A 21,272-nucleotide genomic window follows, 5' to 3' on the forward strand; every position below is an offset into this window, starting at 1 on the left:
CAGCAAGCGCACAGTTTGGCTGCGCACTACAGATCACCTTGGGTGGCGCGGTTGATCGGCGTTTCAGCCGATCTGATCCCGGTACCATTGCAGTTGTTCGCGCGTGAGGTAATCGCCACCATCAGGGTAGGTCACGACGATTTCGATGCCGGCCGGCAGGCGCTTGAGCAACTCGGCGCCGCTGACCGGAATTTTGGGCCAGCTGATCTGTTGCAGGCTTTCCAATTGCTCGGCCACGGTGACGCAGAATCGTTCCTTGTTGGGTGATTTGACCAGAAAGTAGTCATCGCCTGTTTCGGCGCCCGCAGTCACTATATACAGCTTTGCCGCCAGCAATACCGGCAGAACCAGATCGATGTTGCCTTGCGCGCGGGACTGCACGAATGCCGCCTTGAGCGCGGAGGGCGGGTTGCCCTGCGGCGCAGTGGGCGGTGTGTTTTGATTGTGGTTGTGCATGCAGATCCTGAAAGGGAGGGGCGGGCCGTGATGGCGTGGCCGACAGGTTTGTGCTGATTGCGCGCTAGTGTAAAGCAGGTCATGGATTTTTTCCCCCTGCGGTTGCCGGCGTACCGTTGTGGCAGGCTTGCTGGCGGGCATTTGCCGACCGCCGGTCTTGAGCCCGGGAGGCGGTATCAGTGCAGGACGCAGGCAGATAGCACGCGTTGTTGCCTGGCTTCAGTTCCGTGCGCGTTGCACGGGTTGCAAACCCGCTTGCCGGTTCAGGCGTGTGCTTGCAGCCGCCAGCGGGCCATGGGAATGAATACTTCCTCAGCATGATCATCGAAGCCGATCCAGCCGCCGCAGGCATCACTGAGCTGCTGCAATTGCAGGATATGCGACTGCGTGATCTGCAGCCGACCGTACTGGCACGGGCCATGCATGATGGCATGCCAAAGTGCATGCTCCAGGTCCTTCATCCAGCCCGCGAAATAGGCTTGCCCGGATCATTCCGACATGTAGCTGGCCAGTTGCTGCTGGGCAGCGGTGAGGTTTTCAACATCAGCCATTTGGCCCTTCAGGGTTAATGTAGCGTGATGGAGGCCACCATCTTTTCGAATTCGGCCTGGTTCTCGTCATAGACAGCCAGATTGCCGGAGATGATGACAACGCTCATGCCCCCGGGCCGTTTGATGAAGACCCAGAAACCTTTGACCTTGCCGGCATCGCGGGTCGAGGACATCCTGAATCGCTGAATTTCAGCGTTGTTTTCTTCCTGATCACTGATGGGCTCCAGCACATTGGTTTTGTTGCCGCTTAGCCAGACGTCACGTGTGGTGCGCGCTGCTGTCCTGAAATCCTTTGCGCCCGGCACAAAGGATGCCGCGACACCCGGTGTGGCTATGCCATCCAGATCCTTCACCGCTACGAATTCAAACTGGCCCGGTAGTTGCGACGCGTAGGTATATCCGGCCGGAATCCATATCTGGTAGTTGTGGGCAGATTTGTAAATGAACGCTTGCTGTGCCAGACGACCGTTTTTGTCGAGCAACTGCAACAAATCATTGCGTACCTGCTTTTCTGCAAAACAAGCTGGTGCCATGGCGAGAAGGAGAATGAGCAGGTAGTTTTTCAGCGAATACATACGTGATCCTGTACCCCGAATGGTTGAAAACAGCTGTTGAATCAGCTGATCTTAACCATATACCGCGAAATGCCATTCCGGATCATCAAGTCCATGCTGCATGGCGTTGCCCGGTTGGTGTAGACGGGCATCTGGTGATGGTCCAGCAAGGCCTGGCACCGCTGCATGTGCCGCAGATCATGACATGGGATGGTCCGTTGGCAGCTAGTCCCGCAGGTCACCATCGAAGTATTTTTTACTGACCGCTGCTGTTGTGTGATCAGCGTGCTTCGTGTTGCTCCAGATCGCGACGACCCTGTTTGCAGGCATCAAGCCCGCCCAACATGATTTCGCTGCCGGTTCACCACTCACCACTCGCGCCATTCACTGGCAATGCCATCGCCATCACCATACTGATCCGGATCGAGCCCGGCGGCTTCGGCGATGTTGTCGAATAGCGCGCACAGGTCTTCGCGCTCGCCGGTTTCGATCAAGCCGGAGATGCTGTCATCCAGGTCGTTCAATACTTCGACGGCGCTCTGGAACAGGGCGACTTTTTCGGCTTCTTCCGCATCCGGGCCCAGCGTGATCAGTTGCTCGATCAGCTCATCGAGCACATCGCGCGCAGCGGCGACGTTTTCCTCGCTGTACTGTTCCATGCCCGCTTCAAAAGCATCCGTCCATTTGTCGAACGGATAACCGTTTTTGGTCTGGTTCAGTGTGTCTGCGTAGCTCATGGTTTGCCTCCTGACGGGCTTGGCGATAGGGCAAGGATGCCTATGGTGCGATACGGGGTTCCGGCTGCTGCGGCTTTCAGGTGCGTTGATAGCCCCAGCTGTTGTTCGGGTTATGCAGGTACACCCATACGTCTTCACTCTTGCTGCGGGCGACGCCGATATTGCCCCAGGCAAAGTGCCCTGCCGTGCCGATCTGTTTGCCCAGCCAGCGTTGGTGCCAGGCATAGCGCTCATCTGTGCTGCGGTAGAACGCATCGCTGTCCAGGTTCTGGTGCTCTGGCGGTTCCAGCGCGATGAAGACGCTGACAAGGACGCCCGCTTCGAAGCGCAGCGAGAATTCGATAGCCACGCCCTTGTTTTGCCAGTGGCGCTTGGCAAAGACGAGTTGCTGGCCAGGCTGCGCGATCGGCTCCCGTGCAAAGTCTGGCGGCAGCTCGCTCAATTGCGTGGCCGGGGTGATCAGGCAATCATGCAGGCGCACATGGCCGCTTGCTGGGTCGATCGCCGGGGCGGGATAGTCGCTCAAAAGGCACCTTGTGTGCGTTGCGTTGATCAGTCCGCCGGACAGGGGGCGGGAAACCTGTTGAGCTGGATGCTTTCGTCGTTGCCATCATCGTGCTGGGTGGCGCCCGCATCAAACGCAAAATAGATGGCCCAGCCTGGTTCTGGCAAGAGGGCGGTTTCAAAGTCGAAGACCTTGCGCTGGTTCAATCTGCCGAACGGGTTCATGGCGTGACCACCTTGTTCATTGTCGCTCGCTGTTTGAAGGCTTTTTTGAAGATGCTGCGACAGGTATAAAACGGTAGCGTTACAGAATGGCGGCAGTGCGGTGGCGTTTTTGTTGCAGGTGCAGATGACCGGCGGGGTGGCAGTCTGCGCCCGGCGGAAATCCGGCAGCAAAACTTGTTTCTGCCCGCGCTTGCACCTAAGGTGCATGCACTGCTGCGATGCAGCATGTCCGTCTGCCCTGATTGCAGGAAGCACTGATGACCGCAGCAAACTCCGATCCGGCCGAGCCCCTGTGCGTGGTGTTCATTCCTGCGCTGGTGGCGTTGCTGGCCAGGGCTGAGGCGTTGAAAGGCGATGCGCTGACCGAGCAGGAGGTGCTGGTCATCCGCGACGCTGCGCATTGCATGACCTTGCCGGCCAGCGCGCTGGCCGTGCTGGAAGAAAGCCGGGGTTATGCGGACATCGATGCTGGCGATTGCTGGGCCGAGTGGCAGGCAGTACGCGAGCAGATCATGGCAGAGGACGGCGACAGTGGTGCTGCATAGAGGCAGCTGCGCTGCCGTTGCCGCCCGCCCCTGGCTTGGGTAGGCCGCGCGATGCCGCTTCAGCCCCACCTGCGCCGCCCGATTGCCGGCCATGCGCTGGTTTTACATTCAACGAGGTATCCCATGACATTCCAGGATTACATCACCCAGCTTGCCGCACTGTACCGCGACCATGATTTTGCGCTCGATCTGAACCCGCCGGCCAGCGCCTCCCAACTGGTGCAACTGGAAGCCGAGCTCGGTCATGCGCTCAAGGATGATCTGCGTGCTGCCTGGTTGCATGCCAACGGCGGGCAGGAATGGGAGACGGTGTTCTCCCGCCCCGGCAGCCTGGGCGGGTACTGGTTCCTGTCGGCGCAGGATGCACTGCTGGAGCGTGCGCACATGGCACAGCGCAGCCCCCAATACCTGGGTTATGCCGAGGACCGCGAACGCGATCACCGCATCCAGGATGGCTGGTACCACGATGGCTGGCTGCCTTTTGCCAATTTCAGTGGCGCCACCTTGCTGCTGATCCAGGATTATTCGCCCGCGCCTGGCGGGCAGGCGGGGCAGATCATCGCCTTCACCCACGATCCGGACACCATCGAATATGTGGCGCCCAGCCTGTCTGCATTGCTGGGCAGCTCGCTGGAAAACATCCGCCATTACACCGGCGAGTTCGTGGGCAGCTAGCCGGGCCGCGCCGGCCTTGGTTGGCCTTGGCTATGCCAGTGGCAGGAATACATCGGTCACCGCTTCGTGCTCGGGCACGTCCGGGAAGAAGCGCACACGCTGGAAGTAAAGCGGGAAGTCACGCAGCGCCTCGCCGCTTTGCGGCAGCCAATCGTTGTACAGCACCATGACGGTATCGCGCAGCGTATCGTCCGGGCCGGTGTGGCGCAGTACCGCGCAGCGCCCGGTAGGAATGATGGCGGCCACCACGCCTTGGGGGTTGGGGGCGATTTCCATCTCGGTTGCCGCACACAGATCCATGCGGTAATCAGCGGAGGGCGTGCTGACCGGATCGTGGTAGGCGATGTTGAAGGTGGCGCTCACGCCGGGCGGCAGCCGGTTGGCTTTGCGCCACGCAATGAACAGGCGGATGGTATTGCCGATCTGCGCCGGGTTGCCGTGGTGCGCAAGGCTGGCCACGCGCGTGGCGGGAAACTGGATGATGCGTACTTCCGTGCTGCGGTCTGCGGGCATGGCGATGCTCCTGGCCGGGTTGGGTGGTTGATCCGTGGTCCAGCATGCCCACTCTGGCTGCTGTCTGAACGCCGATGGTGATTGCCCGCAGTGCTTTTTGAAGGCCCGCGAAAAAGCTTCCGGCGCGCTGAACCCGCTATCGAGTGCGATATCGGTAACGGACATTTCCGTGCGGAAAGCCAGTTGGTACGCCGCACGTTTCAGGCGCTTGTGCTGCATGTGCGCATGCACGCTGATGCCGAACAGCAGCGTGAATTGCCGGTGGAAATGGCAGGGTGAAAAAGCCGCCGCGCTGGCGATCTGTCCGACGGACAACGCTTCATCAAGATGCGCATCGATATACGCCAGTGCCTGGCGAAAACGTGCGAAATGCTGGTCTGTGGCTGCTTGCAATGCCATCTCCTCGCTGATGACTGCAGATTGACATGGGCCAGCAGGCGGTGCATGACCGATCTTGCGCAATGGTGAAATGTGCCTGTGCTGCAGGTGTAGGGGCGAATGCCTTTCCGCCAGTAAACAAGCTTTGGTTTCGCCCCCTTGGCCTGCATCTTTCCCGTTCCATTCTGTACGTGATTTGAGCACTGATGATGATCGTCAGGCGGCGGCTGGAAAATAGGCCAAATCAGAACTACGCTGCCTCTACCCATGAATCGGGCCAGCGCGGCAAGACGACCGGCCGCTGGTTTTTTCCATATAGAGGACAAGATGGCAGAGCTCTACATACACGAAGATGAACTGGATATTGGCGAGCGCACCGATACGCTTGTGCACGTTGGGGTAACCAGTTGTTTTACCGTCAGCGCGGTGCTGCAGCACAGCCTGATTGGCCTGCATATCGTGCAGTTTGCCGCAGACAACAGCACCTATATCCAGCGCCTGCCCAATCTGCTGGCGCAGTTCAACATGCTGGTGGGCGGTGCGCAGATCAACCGGCTGATCCTGGTGGCGCCGCTGATGTTCTACAACCATGGCATCGAGGCGGCCATCCGCCGTGGTATCAATGGGGCGCCGGCACCGTTGGTGATCGATATCAGCCACAGTACCGAGCGTGGCAATAATGTGTGCATCCGTGGTGCCCAGAACGTTGTCGAGGTGGTGCTGGATGGCAATGTGATCGTACGGCAACGCTGGTAAGTTGCCGATTCGGGGTGGCTTGATGCGGCCCCGGCTTTGATGCCGGATGGGGGAGTCCATGCGCTGCCTGTTGCTGCTGATGCTATACCTGCCAGCCTGTGCGCTGGCGCAAGTCTACAAATGGACCGATGCGCAGGGCGTGCTGCATTTTGGTGATGTGCCACCACCAGCCGGAAAGGCGGATGCGCTCAGGATCAAGGGTGCCAGTGGCGCGCAGGGTGTGGCGGCAAGTATTGGCAACGATTTCATGCTGGGCCGTTGGCAGAGCGAGGCATTCGAGGCCTACGACACGCCCATCCCTGTACAGGTCTATGTGTATTACGCCGACCGGCAAGGCGTGGAGGGCAAATCACAAACGCTGCGGATAGACCGCTACGTGATCAATGGCCGGCAAATCCGGGTGCTGGGCAGCATTCCGCAGACCTTTACCGTGGTGGATGCCAATACCGTGACGTATGTGCTGGATGGCGTGAAGGGCGTGCGCACGCTGCGGCGCTTGCCGGCCAGGTAGCCTGGGCGGGCAGCGCAACGCGGCCAGCAGTGGAAGAGGGCGGGTTTCCCGCTTACCGGCAAACCGAATGCCGGTTTGGGGGCTTCGGGTAGCGGGCGTGCTAGAATCCGCCCCCGCTGTGCCAGCCGGCCCGGCCAAACTGACTTGTGGATACCGGATGTCGTCGCTTGTGCTGTTCCTGATCATTGCCGTGGTGCTGACGGTGCCCGTGAAACTGGCTGCCACTTTTCTCGGTGCCGAGCGCGATACTTGGAAGGCATCGATGGGCTGCCTGTTCTTCGGCGCTTTTCTGGTCAACCTGGTTGGCAGCAGCATGTCGTCGAGCACGGCGCTGTTTGTGGCAACCTTCGTGGTGTTCTTCCTGTGCACCTGGCTGATTCTGTGGCTGCAGCCCTTCAAAGCCGCCATCCTGGCCTTGCTGATGACCGTGGTTTACGCGGTGCCTGCACAGCCGGGGCGCGTTGGTGTCGGGATCAATCAGCAAGCGGATGCCTGAGCTGGCCAAGAAAGCGCCTTATGCCTGGCTGGCCGCATTGATGGCCTGCCGGGCCCAGGCCAGCAGCAACTGCTGGTCTTCAAACAGGGCTTCCGGCGCGCTGTAGTATTTTCTGACCTGCACCCTGCCTTTGCGGGTGGCGTAGGAAAACGCGCTGGCGCCGTGTTGCTCGTAGGTGGGCCGGGTGGTGTCGTCCACGCGGAAATACAGCGTGTTGCCCATGATCATGGCGAACTGGTGGCCGTGTTGCTTGAGCGCATGTCCACCGAAGAAGCTGCCGTCACTGCAGTTGCCCAATGGGGCAAGCAGGTCTTTGACATGGCGGACGAACTCGGCGCTGGCACTCATGGGGTATTCCCTGGCTGATTGGTATTTGGGCTGTGGCGTTGCCGGCACGGAGATTGGCCTTTTTTCCCGTGCGCGTGCCATGTCTTGCTGTCTGCAGAAAAAAACGGCCTTTAGCTGCCGCCCATCAGCTTACTTGGCCGCCAGAACCGCAGCAATGCTGGTCCTTGCTGCCGCGTGCTGGCGGGGGCGGATTACCGAAACGCGATTGTCATGAAGCGGTGGTTACCATCAGCTGACCAAATCGTTTCGGAGTATGTCATGCCGTTGAAAAACTATGGGGTCCTCAAGGGCCGGCCTGTCGGGCGTACGCTGGGTTCCGGGCAGAACCCGCATTACCAGATTCATGTGGTGGACAATACGACAGACTACCGGCTGGCCGTGAACGTGGCTTCCGCATTGACGCCGTCCGAGCTCGAGTATTTCATCGATGCCAATTTCCAGCATCCGTTCCTGGAACAGATTGCGGCGCTGGAAACCGGCTGGCATGCACTGGCAGCCAAGCCGGGCGGACCAGCGCTCGACTTCATCCGTACCAACCTGTTCGACCCGCGCAAGCTGGTGCCGCTGCCGTTCAATGTGCCGGGGCCGGACAATGATCTGAACGAGAAGATCGATCATTACGTGCAACGCGCACTGAGCGACGAGGAGGCTGAAATCTATGCCTTTGGCGAGCGCTGGGGGCCGGAAGCGGGTGTGAAGGACAAGATTTTCGGTTTCCTGCCGGGTAATGGCGTGCATGACCTGCATATGAACCAGGCCAATGTGGGCCGCTTCAAGCAGGACGACGGCGTGTACCAGGATGGTGCCTTGCTGCTGCATTTTCCGCACCAGAACCAGTGGGTGGGGATATTCCTGAAGTTCCAGTCGCAAACCTGGCATACCGATGACCATACCGGCCATCAAACCCAGCCCGATACCAGCGGGCCGCCATCGGATCACCCTGCACCGGCGCCGGCACCCGTGCCTGGCCCGGCGCCTGTGCCCGCCCCGGTGCCGTCGTTCCCCACCGGTACCATCCCCACGCCGGAAGCACCGGATGGTGCGATCCGCATCGTGGCTGCGCTGGCCAATGCGCTGCAATCGCCAGAGCATGAAACGGTGACCTTGCTCAATGTGACCAGCGCAGCCATTAATCTGGCAGGCTGGAAGCTGCTGGACCGCGACAAGAACGCGCAGGCGCTGAGCGGCACGATCGGTGCAGGTGAAACGCTGCGCGTATCGCTGGTGCCACCGGTGATCCTGCCAAACAAGGGCGGGTTGATCACGGTGCTGAACCCGGATGGCCTGCGCGTGGATGGCGTGAGCTACACCAAGGCTGCGGCATCGCTGCCGGGTTTCTCCATCAAGTTCTGATCAATGCACCAGCCGGCCCTTGGGGCTGGCTGCCCTGCACCCGAAGCGGGAGGCGATATGTCCGGCGATTTTCAGGTAACGGCCAGCAATGCTATGGCGCTGTTCACGTTGAAGCTGCACCGCGGCGAGGGCATGGCGCTGCTGGCGATGAACTGGAAAGACGGGCAGCCACCAGCGGATTTTGTCGGCTTCGGCATTGAATACCAGGAACCGGGCGGCGACCGCTTTTTTGCCATCAAGAACCGGCTGGGTTTTACCGGCATTGTTGCTATGGCGGCAGACGGGCAGGCCGATCCGCAACAACTGTCCACGTTGCGGGCGCCGATCCAGAAATTCCGCTGGGTACACTTCCCGCGCAATGCCGATCTGCCGGGTGAGTTCGTGTACCGGGTGACGCCGGTATTCATGAATGGGGCGGATGAGCTGAGCTATGGCGAGGCACAGCTTGCTGCCATTGCGCTGCGCCGGGAAACCTGGCCGGGGCAATTGAATGTGACCTTCACGCGTGGATTCGTGTCGTCGCAGGCCTTCGTCAACCAGTATGCGCCGTACCCGGAAGACATGAAGACACTGCTGCCTGCAAAGGCGGATGAAGGGCTGGATTTCCAGCCTACCCATCCCAAGGCGGCAGAGGCGCTGGCATGGATGGGCTTCGAGGCCCGCAATGCCATCCTGGAAGTGCTGGATCAGGCCATTGCCGATCCGGCCGCACAAGTGCGCGTGGTGGCTTATGACCTGAGCGAGCGCACCGTGGTGGAAAAACTGCAGCAACTGGGCAGCCGCCTGAAAATCATCATCGACAACAGCGGCACGCATGGCCCCGAGCATGCCGCCGAATCGCAGGCGGCGGCTCTATTGCGCGCCAGTGCCGGTGCCGCGCAAGTGAAACGCCAGCATATGGGCTGCCTGCAGCACAACAAGACCATCCTGGTGAACGGCCCCACGGTGCAGGCAGTGGTGTGCGGATCGACCAATTTCAGCTGGCGCGGCTTTTACGTGCAGGCCAACAATGCGGTGGTACTGCGCGGCAGCCAAGCGCTGCAACCGTTTGCGGCTGCCTTCGATGCCTACTGGGCGCACGATGCCGCTGCCGATTTCGGCGCCACTACCTCTGCCAGCTGGGTGGCGCTGGGGCTGGACGGCATCGATGCCGAGGTGACGTTCTCGCCGCATGGCAACGATAATGCGGTGTTGGGCAAGGTGGCGGACGATATCGATCAGGCGGGTTCCAGCCTGTTTTACTCGATGGCGTTCCTGTACCAGACCCAGGGGCCGATCCGGCGTGCCATCGAAGCGGTGACCGCACGCGATCATGTGTTGGTCTACGGCATGTCTGACCGCGAGGTGGACGGGCTGGATCTGCAAAAACCGGATGGCAACGTGAGGCCGGTATCGCCAACCGCACTGGGCGCGCATGCGCCGCTACCGTTCAAGCCGGAGCCCACCGGCGGCAGCGGTATCCGCATGCACCACAAGTTTGCGGTGATCGATTTCGATCAACCCACGGCACGGGTGTATCTGGGCTCGTACAACTTTTCTGGCCCGGCCGACCGCAGCAATGGCGAGAACCTGCTGCTGATCCGCGACCGGCGCGTGGCGGTGGCGTACATGATCGAGGCGCTGCGGCTGTTCGATCATTACCACTTCCGGCTGGCGCAGACCGAGGCCAGCACCGCGCAGAAGGCGTTCAACCTGAAAAAACCGCCGCGCACGCCGGATGAGCAAACGTGGTGGGCGGCGCATTACACGGATGCGGTAAAGATCAGGGATCGCTTGCTGTTTGCCTGAGGCAATTCGGGTGAAGCAGGTCTGATCTGATCGGGTGCCACCCGGACGCATGCCGGTATGGCGTTGCGTTGATCAGCAATGGTCTTACGATATTGCTGGTCAGCCGTCATTCCGATGCATCTTTTCCGTCTGAACCGATCTCATCGTCTTGCAGCACGGGTTTCTCCAGCGCAGCGCTGAACCATTCGAGCTGCTCTTTCAGTTGCTCGACAGTATCACCATAGAAATGGCTGGGGTTTGCGCTGCGCCCGACGGGCTCACCCGCAGTATTGTAATAAACGTCGTAAAGGTGCAGCTCACCTTCTACATTTACCACCCGATAATTCCACGCCATCGTGTTCCTTCATTAATAACGGGCAGCTTCATACGCCAGCTCATGCCAATGAATGGGGTATCTGTGATATGCCTGACAAAGCCCGCGCTTGATTGCTGAGGGTAGTAGCCGTCAATCAATACTCAGCGTGAAATAGCCCTGTTCAAGACTGCTGTCGTCCGGCTGGGCAGTGACGATGGCAGCGGGGTTCTGGGTTACGACGGGATCGGTAGTGACGCCGTTGATTACCGCGTAGATCGAATACGTATCACCGCCGATATCCAGTGTTTGATCCAGATAACTGTCGTGGACCACCACTTGCTGCAAGGGTTGGCAGTTCTTGATAACGGTAAATGTGACCGGCCCGATGCAGGTCTTCTGGAAGGTCAGCGTATCGGGCGATCTGCTGGGGACTTCGGTCACCACGAATTCGTAGGTCCCTTGCGCAGCGACTTGCACCACCTGTGCCAGAAAGCCCATGGCGCCAGTCACATCCAGCGGTGCGGATGTATAGGTGTTGCCGTCGATGACGGTGCTGGCAACCACTTCATACACGTTTCCGGTGGGTATCGATGCCTGTGCATCGGGTGCCAGCGGCGGCAGGCGGGCGACCACTTGCTCGCCTTTGTTGACGACAAATTGGGACGGGTAGGCGGTTTTGTTGCGGAGGGTGATTTGGCTGCTGCCGGATTCCGGGCTGGGTGTCGGGACGGTGGGCGGTTGCGTGGGCTGGTCGGTGGTCAGCCGGTAATAGCCGGGCTGGATGCTGTCGTCGACTGTTGCGGTTACTGTTACCGCGGCAGCGTCGCTGCGGACCGTGGTGGTGACGGGCGCGGTGGTGATGCCATCAATGATGGCGTAGATCGAATAGGTATCGCCCAGCGCAATGGTGGTCTGGTGGAAGGAGTCGGTGACCACCACGGTTTGCAGCTTGATGTCGTCCTTGCGGATGGCAAAGTACACCGGATTCAGGGTGGTGCTCTCGAACTGCAGTTGCTCGGGCTCGGTGGCGGGTGAACTCAGCAGCTGGAAATCGTAACCGCCATCGAGCGCATTTTGCTGCATCTGCGCCAGGAAATGCGTCGGTGTGGAAAACACCTGTGGCGCACTGGTGTAGGGCTTTTCATCCCGCTGGGTGAGGGCGGTGATTTCGTAGCTGTCGCTGACGGGTACGACCATTTGTGCCCCGGGTGCCAGCGCGGGCAAGCGGGCAATGATGAGGCCGCCGTGTGCAACGACGAATTGGGCCGGAAAGCGGGTGGCGTTGCTCAACGTGATCTGGGTCATGAGGTCCTCGATGGCAGGCTTGCGAAGCAGGGCCGGCAGCAGGGTAACACTGCCTTTGCCATGCTTTTGGCATGAGCAAGCAAGTTACCGAGAAGGAAACACGCTGCCAACTGTTATCTGCAGCATTGTTGCCTGCTGGCAGGTAGCTGCCCAGCAGTACCTGGCACTTGTCCGACGCTGCCGCCATTTGTTGCAGGCATGGTCTGATTCCGGTGGGTGGCGCTGTACGCAGCCGCAAACACGGGTATAGATGGTGCTGTTGAGCGCCAGTCATCCATGGCGCCCATGTTGCACGCAACCGCGTGTGGCGGCGATGGGCTATCAAGGAGGAAGATCATGTCTGCCACCGGTATCTGGTTTACGCAGTTTTCCCGCGGAACATCCGCATTGATGGGCCGGCCGGTCACCTTTGCGCTGGCAGTCACGACCATCGTGGTGTGGGCAATCAGCGGGCCGCTGTTCCATTTCAGCGATACCTGGCAACTGGTGATCAATACCGGCACCACCATCATTACCTTTCTGATGGTGTTCCTGATCCAGAATACGCAGAACCGCGAATCAGCTGCGGTGCAGCTCAAGCTCGATGAGCTGATCAATGCGGTGAAGGCGGGCAACAACGCGCTGATCGATCTGGAAGAGCTGGATGATGATGCGCTGGCGCTATTGCGGGAGAAGTACCTGAACCTGGCGCGCGAGGCGCGCAACCAGCAAGCGGATAACAGCGGACAAGTGGCGGGAGCATGATGACCCGCAGCCGTTGATCACGCCTGATACATATTGATGCTGCAATCCTTGCCGGGGTTGCCGATAAACAGACTGCAGCCAGCGTTGCTGCCCATGACGATTTCAACCCGAGGAGGGCATGGCCATGCAGGGCACGATCAGCCATATCAATCCGCAAAGCAATCTGATCGCGGTATTGACCGACGAGCGCGAGTATTCGATTTTCGAGCTGGTAAACGGCGACGAGATCGAAACCGGTGACGAAGTCAGCTGGAATGGTGATGCGCCCATGGGCAGCGAGATCGTTACCAACCATACGCAAAGCGCGCTGATCGAAGTGTATTTTTGTGATCACCATTTGCAGGCCAGCCAGTTGCGTTCGCAATTGTTCTGAGTCGCCCCCGGGAATCAGATCGTGTTGGCAAGCGGCAGTGACAGACTGGGGGTGCAGCTGTCTTTGAGTGCCTGCAGCAGCAGGCCGGAGAAGGCACCGGCGGCAACCGGTTCGGCCATGTCGTCGTTCATGAAGTAGCAATACGGATCCGGTGCAGGCGCAGCGGCGTCGAACCAGGCGGCGCGACAGCCATGATCGCTGTAGAACACCACTGCGCTGGCAGGTAGCTGGTAACTGGCGCCGGCGTCTTCCAGCAATACCTGCAGGAAGGTCTGGTTGGCTGGCAAATCATGCAGGCACCAGTTGGCGTAGCTGAGGACGCCTGCGGTGTCGTTGCCCATCCAGCGCAGGAACTCCAGGTAGGCAGCGGGAAAGCGCAGGCCAAGCCGGTCGCTGACTTTTTCGATCACCAGCGGCGCCGATCCGGATGGATCGCCGCGCTGCGGTGCAATGCATTGCTGGTAAAAATCCTTGCTGCTTATCAAGTACATGCGGGCTGGAGGTTGGTTGCCGCAGGTATTGCCTGCGGCAGCGGAAAGTCGTCGGAGCCTGCCGTGCAATGGGTTCCGCTGGCAACGGCACTTAAATATCAGAAAACACTGATTTATAGTCGAATCGTGTCAATGCGCCAGTGTGACAAATGGTTTACAAGCGGCCAGCATGGTATAGCGCATTTTTTGCACCGCAGCAAAACAGCGCTGGGGCCGGAGTGATGGAAGGGCGTTCACCCGGAGGCGCTTGGCACCCGGATGAGTTGAGCAGCGCGTGAACTACATGATATTGGCGCGGCAGTGGCTTGCAGTGGCTTGCAGTGGCTTGCAGCGGCTAGCGCTGGCTGACCTTCTTGGAGCGCGCTTCCCATTCCGCCTGCGTCATGGCCAGGCGAAACCCCAGGTGGGACATGGGGTTATAGGGATCGGTACCGCGCCGTGCGCTGGGGCGGTAACTCAGGCAGTAATCCTGGTTGCAGAGGAAGGAGCCGCCGCGCGTGACGCGCTTGGGGGCATTGGCGGGTGTGGCGCGGTCTTCCGGATCGAAGCTGTCTTGCGGGCCGGTGGGGTTGCTGACGGTGCCCAGCCTGGCCTGGGTTTTGAAGTAATCGAAGCGATACCAGTCTGCCACCCATTGCCAGGCGTTGCCGGTCATGTCGTACAGGCCATAGCCATTGCGCGGGAAGGTGCGCACGGCGGAGGTACCGGTGGCACCACCCGCTTTGGGGCTGACCACCATTTTCACGACCGGAAACGGTTGCTCCTTGTCTTCCCAGATATTGGCCATGGGCTTGCCACCGGGTGTGAGCTCGTCGCCCCATGAGTAAGTGGCTTGCTCCAGCCCGCCGCGTGCGGCGTATTCCCATTCGGCCTCGGTCGGCAGGCGTTTGCCGGCCCATCTGGCGTAGGCACGCGCATCTTCATACGATACCTGCACCACCGGGTGGTCTTCCTTGCCGGTGATATTGCTGTCGGGGCCGTTGGGATGGCGCCAGTCGGCACCGGGCACATAGGCCCACCAGCGGCTCCAGTCGTTGAGCGGCACGCGGGTATCGGTGCCGATGAAGACCATGCCGCCGGGTACCAGTGCGCTGTCGTCCGGCTTGGGCGTGCCGGGGGCAACCTGGTTTTTGATGGTGTCCCAATCCGGCTTGCGTTCTGCGGTGGTGACATAGCCGGTGGCTTTGACGAAGCGGGCAAACTGCGCGTTGGTGACGTGGGTCTGGTCCATCCAGAAGCCGCCAACTTTCACCTTGTGCTTCGGGCGCTCGCTGGACTGTGCATATCGGCTGTCGCTGCCCATCATGAATTCACCGGCCGGTATCCATGCCATGTCTTTCGGGCCCTTGATGCCGTCACCGTAAACCACAAGCGGGGGCTTGAGGGCCGGCTTGGCGGCAAGTGCGGTCTGGTGCAGCGCGGCGGTGCCGGCTGCCATGGCCAAGGCAAACAGCGCTGCCTGCATGCGGGAGTGGCGCGGAAGGGCTGTGGCGGAATGAGCGTGGCGCATTGATGCTTCCTGATTGGGGGCTGTAAACCGCTGGACGCACGTCGGCAGCGGCTGGTGGGTGCGTATGGCGTACGCAACGCGCATATCGTAACCGCTGCGTGTTGCCGCAGGGGATTGGCGCTTTTGGCAGGCATGCATGTTTTGAACGAGACATGCTGTCTTGTCGCGACAATCAGCACGTTTGTTTGCGCTGGGCAGGCGGGGCTTCAGGTTTGCTCATTGCGCCGGTAATCACACGACCCAAGGGCCACAGCGCCCAGATGGGTACACCGATGAGCGCAAGCCAGAGCAGGCGATGAGCGATTTGCTTCCTCCCCCGTAGGGAATAGCAGAAAACAGCGCGGCCACACCCAGCACCATAGCAACGACGGCGCCACCAATCAGCCGCAAAAACAGTCAGGCCAATGCTGAGCCAATGGTCGGCTGATCGCTACGGTCCAACGCATGCCGGGTAATCCATGCGCTGTCGGGAGTCAATACCGGTTGGTATACGGCACCGGGTTTGTCGAAGCGGGTTTTGCAGTGAGGGCATTTCGTTGTATGGCCGCCTTGTGGCAAGTGTGCTGCACATCTGGAGCAATGCCATTGCTGATCCATGCCATCCTCTTCGGAACAATATTGGGTTGCGGTCTGGCGCGCCAATGGAAATCATGGCGGCGTCATGTGGCGAATCCAGTATGATTTTGGTTCAGGCAAGCCATGCCGTCTACTTTGTGAATCCGTATGATGAAATCTGCTTTTGTTTTCTCGCTGCTGGTGAGTGCGGCCACTGCCGGTGCTGCTGGTACGACTGCCCCCGTGGCCCCCAAGCTGGCACCCGCCGATGTGGTGACACGTCTGTTCGCGGAAGCCTGTCTTGGCAATCTGGGTAAAAACGATGCTGCATCGGCATGGGCGAAAAAGAATCGCTTGCAACCGGTTGAAGGTGATTTTTCCAAGGTTGTGCTGGACGGTGAAGCGGGTGAGGTGTGGGGAGTGGGGGGCGAGTTTCTGCTGGTGTTGCGTGGCCAATACCAGTGTGCTGCCTGGGCCAGGACAGCGGATGCCAAACAGGTGGAAAAGAACCTGACCCAATTGGTGAAAGGGACTGCCAAGCCGGGTCTGGTCGTGAAGCAGATTTTGGACAAGTCGGCAGACAAAGACGGTAGCAAGTATCACCAACTGGGCTTTTCTGTTGCCAAGGAGGGGGCCAGCAGCGGTTTTGTGGTGCTGGCTACAACCTCGTCGTCGCCCAAGGCCGAGGCGCAGGCTCGTCTCAGCGTGAGCCCGGCCAAGTTCTGACACCGTGATGCCGGGGTAAACAGGCCCGTGTGGCGTGATTGTGGCGGCAATGCATGAGCGTGCACGCAAACCGTGCCGGGGCATGATGGGTCAGAAGGTGACGTAGATACCGTGCCCTGACTGGCGTGCAGCACGTAGCAATGCCCGGAATGAATCGGTGGCCGGGTGGCTCTGTTGTGCCAGTTGGTGGATGGAGCGGATGACCTCGTCCGGGGTCTGGAAGTAAGCGCCTTGCCGCCCGGGATCGAACCCCGGCAATGCGTTGCCCAGCAGTGCCGCTTGCGCTGCTTCCGGCAGGTGGGCTGCAGTGGATTGCCATGCACCGCCCAGTCCGTGATTTCCGGCTGGATCGTAATGGCGGGTGAGGGCGAAATCGGCCAGTTCCTGGATATCATGGGCCGTTAGCTGCGTTTCCCATCCGCTATCGAGCGGCTCGCCATCATGGGGGCTGCTGCAATGGTTGAGGTTGGCCTGGATGAAGCCACGCAGGGCATCGGCATTGTCATTGGTCAGCGCATTCTGCAACAAGGGTAATAGCGAGGCAGAAAAGGCATTCCAGTCAAACTGGTAGGCTTTGTGATCAAGGCTCATCGGGGTGCTCCTGCTGTATGCCAGCTCCGGGAGCCGTGGCATGCTGATGATCGGGGCTGCCTGTCGCCATTGTAGACACCCGCACGGAAAATTTTTTGCCAGGCTGTCGCGGCGGCAGGTGATTTTGGCCGGTCTGCAGGGCTTGCTACCCTCAGTTGAAATTCAACAACGCGATATGGCCACTGATGCAGTATGGCTTGTGGGGTGGCAAATTGTGGTGTGGCGATGTCTTCGCGCACGGAATGTGCAGGCCGGTCAATCAGGCTGTGTGATCACCTGATGCGGGCTTGCATTGATCCATCGATCACAATGGATGCATTACGCTTGCGGATTGAAGCACACTGAAGCCAATCGATCAGTGCCCGTGCCAAAGCGGGGGAAGCGCGGCAGCCAGCATGGCGATGCCTGATGCGGTCAGCAAGGACAGCACCACGCGCCGGAATGCCAGGTCAGACAAACCGGTATAGAGCCGGCTTCCCAGCAGCGTCGGGATCAACAGGGCAGGCACCATGATGGCAAACAGCGGCAGCATGCTGCTGGTGACTGCGCCGGTACCGACATAGATGGCCATGGTGACGGTGAGCGCAGCCAGGTTGAAGTTCTGGATGACGGCGCGTTGCAGTTGCTTGTCGTAGCCGCGCAGCGTGCACCACAGGGTGGGCGCCACTCCGCAAAAACCACCCAGCGCCCCCATCAGGCCACCGACCATGCCGACCGCCCCGTCGGCCAGCCGCCCGCCGGATTCGATACGCGGTATGCGGTTGGCAAACAGCATCAGCGGGCACCAGCACGCCAGCATCAGCCCCAGTCCGACCTTGAACCACAAGGGGTTGAGATGCGGCAGCAACGCCACTCCGAGTGGAATGCCGGTGATGCCGCCGGCAAGGAAGGGGAGCAGCGTAGCCAGGTTGAGTTTGCGCCCCCCGGTGGTGAACGCGGCCATCAACTGGCCGGTGAGCCCGCCGAATACCGCCAACACCATGGCTACGCCAGGCTCCAGTCCCCATGCCCAGAACGACATGGACACCATGGAAAAGGCAAACCCGGACAGTCCCTGGACGAAGCCGGCGACAACGGCGCCGGTGAGCAGCAATGCGAGATCAACGTGCATGAGGAGAGTGTGCGGGTGGTGGATGGGAGGACGAGGCATGGGCATGGCGCAGCGGCTGCTGGTGCAGCATAGCGCGATTCGGTCTATTTGATTGCTTTCTTAGCTTTTGTTCTGCGTTTTGATGCTGTTACTGGCTGACTGGGCGTGGATCGGAAACTTGCCACGACTGCTACCCAGCAAGGAATGGATTACGCCTTGTGGACTGGGTAGCGTGTTGGCAAGCCCGCCAATTGGTCGGTACTGGCGGACACCGGAGGAGCGAGCGGCCGATGTTGCTGTTGCTGGCCGCACAGCGACCGCTTTGAGGCGGCGGCAATCGAGTGTGTTCGGTCACGCCGGTACGAGGTGATGATTGCCCGGTTTACTGCGGATTATCATCGGGTATCCAACAATTCGGCTGGCGTGTTATAGGTCAGCCATTCGCTTGAGCTGGTGCGGCCGGTCCGTTTGTTGACGTGGATGATCATCGGCGAGCGCTCGTAACCGACGTGGGCGGTGACTTCCCGGTTTTTGTCGGCATCTTCCACTTCAGCAACGCCTGTTCCATAAATCGAGTAGCCGAGTACATCCCAACTGGCGAGCGCTTTTGCCTGCTCGCTGGTGATGCCCGCTTTCAGATCGAGGCTGGCAAGAAGGTGTCGCTTGAAATCATCAAACGTCGGCTTTGCTTCCTCTGCGGCAATGGCCTGTACGCCGCAGAACAGCAGGCAGGTCATCAGGTGGCGGTATCGGTGCATTGGTGGGGGGTGAATCGGTTGCAGAGCCGCCAATCTACCCGGAGTGAAAGCAAAACCGCAACCGCGGACAATTGCCCGGGAACGCTTTTGGGCATGATGACGCCATGACACAACTGCCAGCCAGTTCCCGTCAGATCCGCATCGAACGTGCTGTTGACTGCATCAATCACGGCTATGCGCAGGCTTTGAGCCTGGATGCGCTTGCCGCTGCGGCGTGCTATTCCAGCTATCACTTCGTGCGGGCCTTCGAGGCCGAAGTGGGCGAGACGCCGTTTGATGTGCTGCGCAAGCGCCGGCTCTATGCGGGAGCATATCGTTTGCTGACCGCGCCGGGCACTACCGTGGCTGCGCTGGCGGAGGAGTGTGGGTTTGCGTACGCCAGCTCGTTTGCCAAGGGATTCCGCCAGCATTTCGGCATGAGCGCCAGCGACTGGCGCCACGGTGGTTGGCGAGCATGGGCGGGGCAGCTTGCGCCCGCTGCGCAGACGCCTTTGGAAGTGGCCGCAGCAGGGCCGGCAGCGGAATACATGGATGAGGAAGTGCCTGGCGCGGATGAGATGGGCGTGCTGCAACTGCCGGCGCAGAGCTTGGCCTACCGGCGTTTTCGTGGTGTATGGGGTGATGCGCTGATCAGCGCTGCGCTGGCGACGCTGGATAGAGCGGGCATGGTGCGGCGTTTTTACGGGGTTCGGCACGATTTGCTACATCTGCGTGGCGCGCGCGAATCCTGCTTTGATGTGTGCCTGCCGCTGGCTGGCGACGCTGCGCCTCCGGCCGGCTTGGGGCGGATGGCGCTGTCTGGTGGCCTGTATGCGGTACGTACGCTGGCTGCAGGTGCACCTTACGTGAGCTGGCGCAGTCTGCTGGCAGCATGGCCGGCACGAAGTGCCTGCCTGCCGGACCTGCGCCGTCCGATGATCGAGGTGTATGAGCAGGCAGTGCCGCTGCGTTGCCATACGTTATATCTGCCTGTTTTGTTCCGTACTTGATGAGGCGTTTCATGTTGCGTGTCCGTTCTGTTTCGATAGTGGGTTCGCTGTTGCTGGGCTTGGGCCAGACCTTGCTGGTGCCGGGTGTGCTGGCTGCGCCCGGCGATGTGCGCTGGCAACTGGCAACGGGGGCGCCGATCCGCAGCGCGCCGGTGGTGGCGGGTGATGTGCTGGTGGTGGGCAATTTTGCCGGTGAACTGCAGGGCATCAACTGGCCCAGCCGTACGCCGCGCTGGAAGGTGGCATTGAAGGGCTCGCTCAGCAGCCAGCCCACGCTGGATGGCGATCGTGTGTACGTACAGACCAGCCGGCAACTGTATGCGATCGCGGCTGCGGATGGGCGTATCCAGTGGCAGCGCGAACTGGGTGACCAGGGCGACTGGCGTGGTTTCCATATCTGGGATAGCTACCAGGGCAGCCCGCGTGTTGCCGGTGAGTTGCTGCTGGTAGGCATGGGCCGCACGCTGCATGCACTGAACCGCCGCGATGGCACGCAGCGCTGGCAGTTTCAGAGCAGCGACCGGCTGATGGCTACGCCAACCGTGCATGACGGCCGGGTGCTGATTGCCGATACCGCTGGCCAGATCAGTGCGCTGGCGCTGGCAACCGGCACGCCGGTCTGGCGGCAGACCCCGAGCCGGGATGCGATCCAGTCGCAGATTGCGGTGTGGCAGCAATCGGGTATCTATGGCAGCCGTGATGCAGCCGTACACGCGTTCGATCTGGCTACCGGCACCCCGCGCTGGCAACGCAGCCACGATACGTCGTGGGTGGTGGGGTCACCGCTGGTAAAAAGGGATACGGTATATATCGGTTCTTCCGACGGCCTGTTCTTCCAGGCGCTGGATGCGGCGAGTGGCCGCGAACTGTGGCGGGTGGATACCGGACAGAACGCCTTCACCGCACCGGTGCTGGCAGGAGAAACCCTGTTGCTGGCGACGGGGGATGCCTATCAACCCGGCCGGCCGGGCAAAGTGAGCGCGGTGGGGCTGGATGGCAAGCTGCGCTGGCAAAAATCGCTGTCTGCCGGTTTGTTCGGCCAGCCATTGCTGGCGGGTGATACGCTGATCGTGGGCGGCGAGGATGGCAAGCTGTACGGGTTGGCATTGCAGTAAGGCAGCGATGCCCTTGCCGGCGCAGACCGATATTCACCGGGTATCGATCTGCAACTACGCCGGTCTGCGGGTGCGGACCATGCGGCAAGCAGATGCAGCACCTGCCGTTTTTGCGTTCACCGGTGGCATGCTGCAATGGCATGCCATCCGCAATGCCGTTGGCGATGCAGTGCTTTCCTGCTGATTGCAAAGCAATTTTTCCCTCCCCGCATTGTGCATGACACGGCTGTCGCCGCGTTAGCATGGCGTGCCATGCCGCGTTGGCATGGTCATGCGCCAGCCCAGGATCCCGGCCAGACCATCTGCTGATGGCTTGGTGGCCGGGGCTGCTGCGCCATCT

The 21,272-nt window shown here is 60.5% G+C and carries 27 protein-coding genes; 13 read left to right on the top strand and 14 right to left on the bottom strand.

Features of this window, described 5'->3' with window-relative positions; genetic code table 11:
* Positions 1–63 precede the first annotated feature (63 nt).
* Complete coding sequence (locus tag IGB42_RS09470) at positions 64–456, bottom strand: hypothetical protein (RefSeq protein ID WP_159670526.1); 393 nt, start codon at positions 454–456, stop codon at positions 64–66.
* Between the two features lie 317 nt (positions 457–773).
* Between IGB42_RS09470 and IGB42_RS09475 the strand changes: the two genes are divergently transcribed.
* Entirely contained in the window at positions 774–1,025 is a 252-nt protein-coding gene (locus IGB42_RS09475) for a hypothetical protein (protein WP_159670529.1), read from the top strand.
* Here the strand turns inward: IGB42_RS09475 and IGB42_RS09480 are convergent.
* The 4 genes from IGB42_RS09480 to IGB42_RS09495 form a co-directional block, all read right to left on the bottom strand.
* Positions 1,022–1,582: a hypothetical protein gene (locus IGB42_RS09480; protein ID WP_159670533.1), complete on the bottom strand. Its 561-nt coding sequence runs from the start codon at positions 1,580–1,582 to the stop codon at positions 1,022–1,024. The genes IGB42_RS09475 and IGB42_RS09480 overlap by 4 nt on opposite strands.
* Before the next feature lie 347 nt (positions 1,583–1,929).
* Positions 1,930–2,298: a hypothetical protein gene (locus tag IGB42_RS09485; RefSeq protein WP_159670536.1), complete on the bottom strand. Its 369-nt coding sequence runs from the start codon at positions 2,296–2,298 to the stop codon at positions 1,930–1,932.
* A gap of 76 nt (positions 2,299–2,374) precedes the next feature.
* Positions 2,375–2,824: a hypothetical protein gene (locus IGB42_RS09490; protein WP_159670539.1), complete on the bottom strand. Its 450-nt coding sequence runs from the start codon at positions 2,822–2,824 to the stop codon at positions 2,375–2,377.
* 26 nt (positions 2,825–2,850) lie between these two features.
* Entirely contained in the window at positions 2,851–3,198 is a 348-nt protein-coding gene (locus IGB42_RS09495; protein ID WP_159670542.1) for a hypothetical protein, read from the bottom strand.
* An 86-nt stretch (positions 3,199–3,284) separates the two neighbouring features.
* On the opposite strand from IGB42_RS09495, the gene IGB42_RS09500 reads away from it, so the two are divergent.
* A complete protein-coding gene (locus IGB42_RS09500; protein ID WP_159670545.1) occupies positions 3,285–3,572 on the top strand; it encodes a hypothetical protein in 288 nt (95 codons plus the stop codon).
* A gap of 123 nt (positions 3,573–3,695) precedes the next feature.
* Complete coding sequence (locus tag IGB42_RS09505; protein ID WP_159670548.1) at positions 3,696–4,247, top strand: SMI1/KNR4 family protein; 552 nt, start codon at positions 3,696–3,698, stop codon at positions 4,245–4,247.
* A gap of 30 nt (positions 4,248–4,277) precedes the next feature.
* Here the strand turns inward: IGB42_RS09505 and IGB42_RS09510 are convergent, their stop codons facing one another.
* Entirely contained in the window at positions 4,278–5,153 is an 876-nt protein-coding gene (locus tag IGB42_RS09510) for a GyrI-like domain-containing protein (RefSeq protein WP_201799886.1), read from the bottom strand.
* A 312-nt stretch (positions 5,154–5,465) separates the two neighbouring features.
* Between IGB42_RS09510 and IGB42_RS09515 the strand changes: the two genes are divergently transcribed.
* The 3 genes from IGB42_RS09515 (at position 5,466) to IGB42_RS09525 (ending at position 6,901) form a co-directional block, all read left to right on the top strand.
* Positions 5,466–5,894, top strand: a complete 429-nt coding sequence (locus IGB42_RS09515; protein ID WP_159670554.1) for a hypothetical protein — start codon at positions 5,466–5,468, stop codon at positions 5,892–5,894.
* Positions 5,895–5,952: 58 nt separating this feature from the next.
* The gene (locus tag IGB42_RS09520) at positions 5,953–6,405 is read left to right on the top strand and encodes a DUF4124 domain-containing protein (protein WP_159670557.1); all 453 of its coding nucleotides are present in this window, start codon (positions 5,953–5,955) and stop codon (positions 6,403–6,405) included.
* A 157-nt stretch (positions 6,406–6,562) separates the two neighbouring features.
* On the top strand, positions 6,563–6,901 hold the full coding sequence (locus IGB42_RS09525) for a hypothetical protein (protein ID WP_159670560.1): 339 nt from the start codon (positions 6,563–6,565) through the stop codon (positions 6,899–6,901).
* Positions 6,902–6,919: 18 nt separating this feature from the next.
* Here IGB42_RS09525 and IGB42_RS09530 read toward each other — a convergent pair whose 3' ends face one another.
* Positions 6,920–7,249, bottom strand: a complete 330-nt coding sequence (locus IGB42_RS09530) for a TfoX/Sxy family protein (RefSeq protein WP_159670563.1) — start codon at positions 7,247–7,249, stop codon at positions 6,920–6,922.
* Positions 7,250–7,507: 258 nt separating this feature from the next.
* On the opposite strand from IGB42_RS09530, the gene IGB42_RS22545 reads away from it, so the two are divergent.
* Both IGB42_RS22545 and IGB42_RS09540 read left to right on the top strand, forming a co-directional pair.
* Complete coding sequence (locus IGB42_RS22545) at positions 7,508–8,602, top strand: DUF2278 family protein (RefSeq protein WP_159670566.1); 1,095 nt, start codon at positions 7,508–7,510, stop codon at positions 8,600–8,602.
* A gap of 57 nt (positions 8,603–8,659) precedes the next feature.
* Entirely contained in the window at positions 8,660–10,390 is a 1,731-nt protein-coding gene (locus IGB42_RS09540) for a phospholipase D-like domain-containing protein (RefSeq protein ID WP_159670569.1), read from the top strand.
* Positions 10,391–10,496: 106 nt separating this feature from the next.
* Here IGB42_RS09540 and IGB42_RS09545 read toward each other — a convergent pair whose 3' ends face one another.
* Both IGB42_RS09545 and IGB42_RS09550 read right to left on the bottom strand, forming a co-directional pair.
* Positions 10,497–10,724, bottom strand: a complete 228-nt coding sequence (locus tag IGB42_RS09545) for a hypothetical protein (RefSeq protein ID WP_159670572.1) — start codon at positions 10,722–10,724, stop codon at positions 10,497–10,499.
* 111 nt (positions 10,725–10,835) lie between these two features.
* Positions 10,836–11,990, bottom strand: coding sequence for a hypothetical protein (locus IGB42_RS09550; RefSeq protein WP_159670575.1), 1,155 nt, complete (start codon positions 11,988–11,990; stop codon positions 10,836–10,838).
* Between the two features lie 336 nt (positions 11,991–12,326).
* Here IGB42_RS09550 and IGB42_RS09555 point away from each other — a divergent pair, with 336 nt between their 5' ends.
* Positions 12,327–12,734, top strand: a complete 408-nt coding sequence (locus IGB42_RS09555; protein ID WP_159670578.1) for a low affinity iron permease family protein — start codon at positions 12,327–12,329, stop codon at positions 12,732–12,734.
* Positions 12,735–12,858: 124 nt separating this feature from the next.
* Positions 12,859–13,107, top strand: a complete 249-nt coding sequence (locus IGB42_RS09560; RefSeq protein WP_159670582.1) for a hypothetical protein — start codon at positions 12,859–12,861, stop codon at positions 13,105–13,107.
* Between the two features lie 14 nt (positions 13,108–13,121).
* On the opposite strand, the gene IGB42_RS09565 is transcribed toward IGB42_RS09560, so the two are convergent.
* Entirely contained in the window at positions 13,122–13,598 is a 477-nt protein-coding gene (locus IGB42_RS09565; protein WP_159670585.1) for an SMI1/KNR4 family protein, read from the bottom strand.
* Between the two features lie 334 nt (positions 13,599–13,932).
* Complete coding sequence (locus IGB42_RS09570; protein ID WP_201799887.1) at positions 13,933–15,108, bottom strand: formylglycine-generating enzyme family protein; 1,176 nt, start codon at positions 15,106–15,108, stop codon at positions 13,933–13,935.
* 723 nt (positions 15,109–15,831) lie between these two features.
* Between IGB42_RS09570 and IGB42_RS09575 the strand changes: the two genes are divergently transcribed.
* Complete coding sequence (locus IGB42_RS09575) at positions 15,832–16,389, top strand: hypothetical protein (protein WP_159670588.1); 558 nt, start codon at positions 15,832–15,834, stop codon at positions 16,387–16,389.
* Between the two features lie 90 nt (positions 16,390–16,479).
* Here IGB42_RS09575 and IGB42_RS09580 read toward each other — a convergent pair whose 3' ends face one another.
* From IGB42_RS09580 to IGB42_RS09590, 3 genes are all read right to left on the bottom strand, one after another.
* Positions 16,480–16,980, bottom strand: coding sequence for a hypothetical protein (locus tag IGB42_RS09580; RefSeq protein WP_159670591.1), 501 nt, complete (start codon positions 16,978–16,980; stop codon positions 16,480–16,482).
* Between the two features lie 355 nt (positions 16,981–17,335).
* Positions 17,336–18,091 carry a sulfite exporter TauE/SafE family protein gene (locus IGB42_RS09585; RefSeq protein WP_159670594.1) on the bottom strand — a complete coding sequence of 252 codons (756 nt, stop codon included), beginning with the start codon at positions 18,089–18,091 and terminating at the stop codon, positions 17,336–17,338.
* A 374-nt stretch (positions 18,092–18,465) separates the two neighbouring features.
* A complete protein-coding gene (locus IGB42_RS09590; RefSeq protein WP_159670597.1) occupies positions 18,466–18,807 on the bottom strand; it encodes a hypothetical protein in 342 nt (113 codons plus the stop codon).
* A gap of 125 nt (positions 18,808–18,932) precedes the next feature.
* Between IGB42_RS09590 and IGB42_RS09595 the strand changes: the two genes are divergently transcribed.
* The gene (locus IGB42_RS09595; RefSeq protein WP_159670600.1) at positions 18,933–19,817 is read left to right on the top strand and encodes a helix-turn-helix domain-containing protein; all 885 of its coding nucleotides are present in this window, start codon (positions 18,933–18,935) and stop codon (positions 19,815–19,817) included.
* A gap of 11 nt (positions 19,818–19,828) precedes the next feature.
* The gene (locus IGB42_RS09600; RefSeq protein ID WP_159670603.1) at positions 19,829–20,932 is read left to right on the top strand and encodes a PQQ-binding-like beta-propeller repeat protein; all 1,104 of its coding nucleotides are present in this window, start codon (positions 19,829–19,831) and stop codon (positions 20,930–20,932) included.
* Positions 20,933–21,272 lie beyond the last annotated feature (340 nt).

Origin of the sequence: Andreprevotia sp. IGB-42 (assembly GCF_009848685.1) — a bacterium.
GTDB lineage: Bacteria > Pseudomonadota > Gammaproteobacteria > Burkholderiales > Chitinibacteraceae > Andreprevotia.

Coding starts and splice junctions, on each gene's coding strand:
- IGB42_RS09470 (WP_159670526.1), bottom strand. CDS start 456: ATGCACAACCACAATCAAAACACACCGCCCACTGCGCCGCAGGGCAAC.
- IGB42_RS09475 (WP_159670529.1), top strand. CDS start 774: ATGATCATCGAAGCCGATCCAGCCGCCGCAGGCATCACTGAGCTGCTG.
- IGB42_RS09480 (WP_159670533.1), bottom strand. CDS start 1,582: ATGTATTCGCTGAAAAACTACCTGCTCATTCTCCTTCTCGCCATGGCA.
- IGB42_RS09485 (WP_159670536.1), bottom strand. CDS start 2,298: ATGAGCTACGCAGACACACTGAACCAGACCAAAAACGGTTATCCGTTC.
- IGB42_RS09500 (WP_159670545.1), top strand. CDS start 3,285: ATGACCGCAGCAAACTCCGATCCGGCCGAGCCCCTGTGCGTGGTGTTC.
- IGB42_RS09505 (WP_159670548.1), top strand. CDS start 3,696: ATGACATTCCAGGATTACATCACCCAGCTTGCCGCACTGTACCGCGAC.
- IGB42_RS09515 (WP_159670554.1), top strand. CDS start 5,466: ATGGCAGAGCTCTACATACACGAAGATGAACTGGATATTGGCGAGCGC.
- IGB42_RS09520 (WP_159670557.1), top strand. CDS start 5,953: ATGCGCTGCCTGTTGCTGCTGATGCTATACCTGCCAGCCTGTGCGCTG.
- IGB42_RS09525 (WP_159670560.1), top strand. CDS start 6,563: ATGTCGTCGCTTGTGCTGTTCCTGATCATTGCCGTGGTGCTGACGGTG.
- IGB42_RS09530 (WP_159670563.1), bottom strand. CDS start 7,249: ATGAGTGCCAGCGCCGAGTTCGTCCGCCATGTCAAAGACCTGCTTGCC.
- IGB42_RS22545 (WP_159670566.1), top strand. CDS start 7,508: ATGCCGTTGAAAAACTATGGGGTCCTCAAGGGCCGGCCTGTCGGGCGT.
- IGB42_RS09540 (WP_159670569.1), top strand. CDS start 8,660: ATGTCCGGCGATTTTCAGGTAACGGCCAGCAATGCTATGGCGCTGTTC.
- IGB42_RS09545 (WP_159670572.1), bottom strand. CDS start 10,724: ATGGCGTGGAATTATCGGGTGGTAAATGTAGAAGGTGAGCTGCACCTT.
- IGB42_RS09550 (WP_159670575.1), bottom strand. CDS start 11,990: ATGACCCAGATCACGTTGAGCAACGCCACCCGCTTTCCGGCCCAATTC.
- IGB42_RS09555 (WP_159670578.1), top strand. CDS start 12,327: ATGTCTGCCACCGGTATCTGGTTTACGCAGTTTTCCCGCGGAACATCC.
- IGB42_RS09560 (WP_159670582.1), top strand. CDS start 12,859: ATGCAGGGCACGATCAGCCATATCAATCCGCAAAGCAATCTGATCGCG.
- IGB42_RS09565 (WP_159670585.1), bottom strand. CDS start 13,598: ATGTACTTGATAAGCAGCAAGGATTTTTACCAGCAATGCATTGCACCG.
- IGB42_RS09570 (WP_201799887.1), bottom strand. CDS start 15,108: ATGCGCCACGCTCATTCCGCCACAGCCCTTCCGCGCCACTCCCGCATG.
- IGB42_RS09575 (WP_159670588.1), top strand. CDS start 15,832: ATGATGAAATCTGCTTTTGTTTTCTCGCTGCTGGTGAGTGCGGCCACT.
- IGB42_RS09580 (WP_159670591.1), bottom strand. CDS start 16,980: ATGAGCCTTGATCACAAAGCCTACCAGTTTGACTGGAATGCCTTTTCT.
- IGB42_RS09585 (WP_159670594.1), bottom strand. CDS start 18,091: ATGCACGTTGATCTCGCATTGCTGCTCACCGGCGCCGTTGTCGCCGGC.
- IGB42_RS09590 (WP_159670597.1), bottom strand. CDS start 18,807: ATGACCTGCCTGCTGTTCTGCGGCGTACAGGCCATTGCCGCAGAGGAA.
- IGB42_RS09595 (WP_159670600.1), top strand. CDS start 18,933: ATGACACAACTGCCAGCCAGTTCCCGTCAGATCCGCATCGAACGTGCT.
- IGB42_RS09600 (WP_159670603.1), top strand. CDS start 19,829: ATGTTGCGTGTCCGTTCTGTTTCGATAGTGGGTTCGCTGTTGCTGGGC.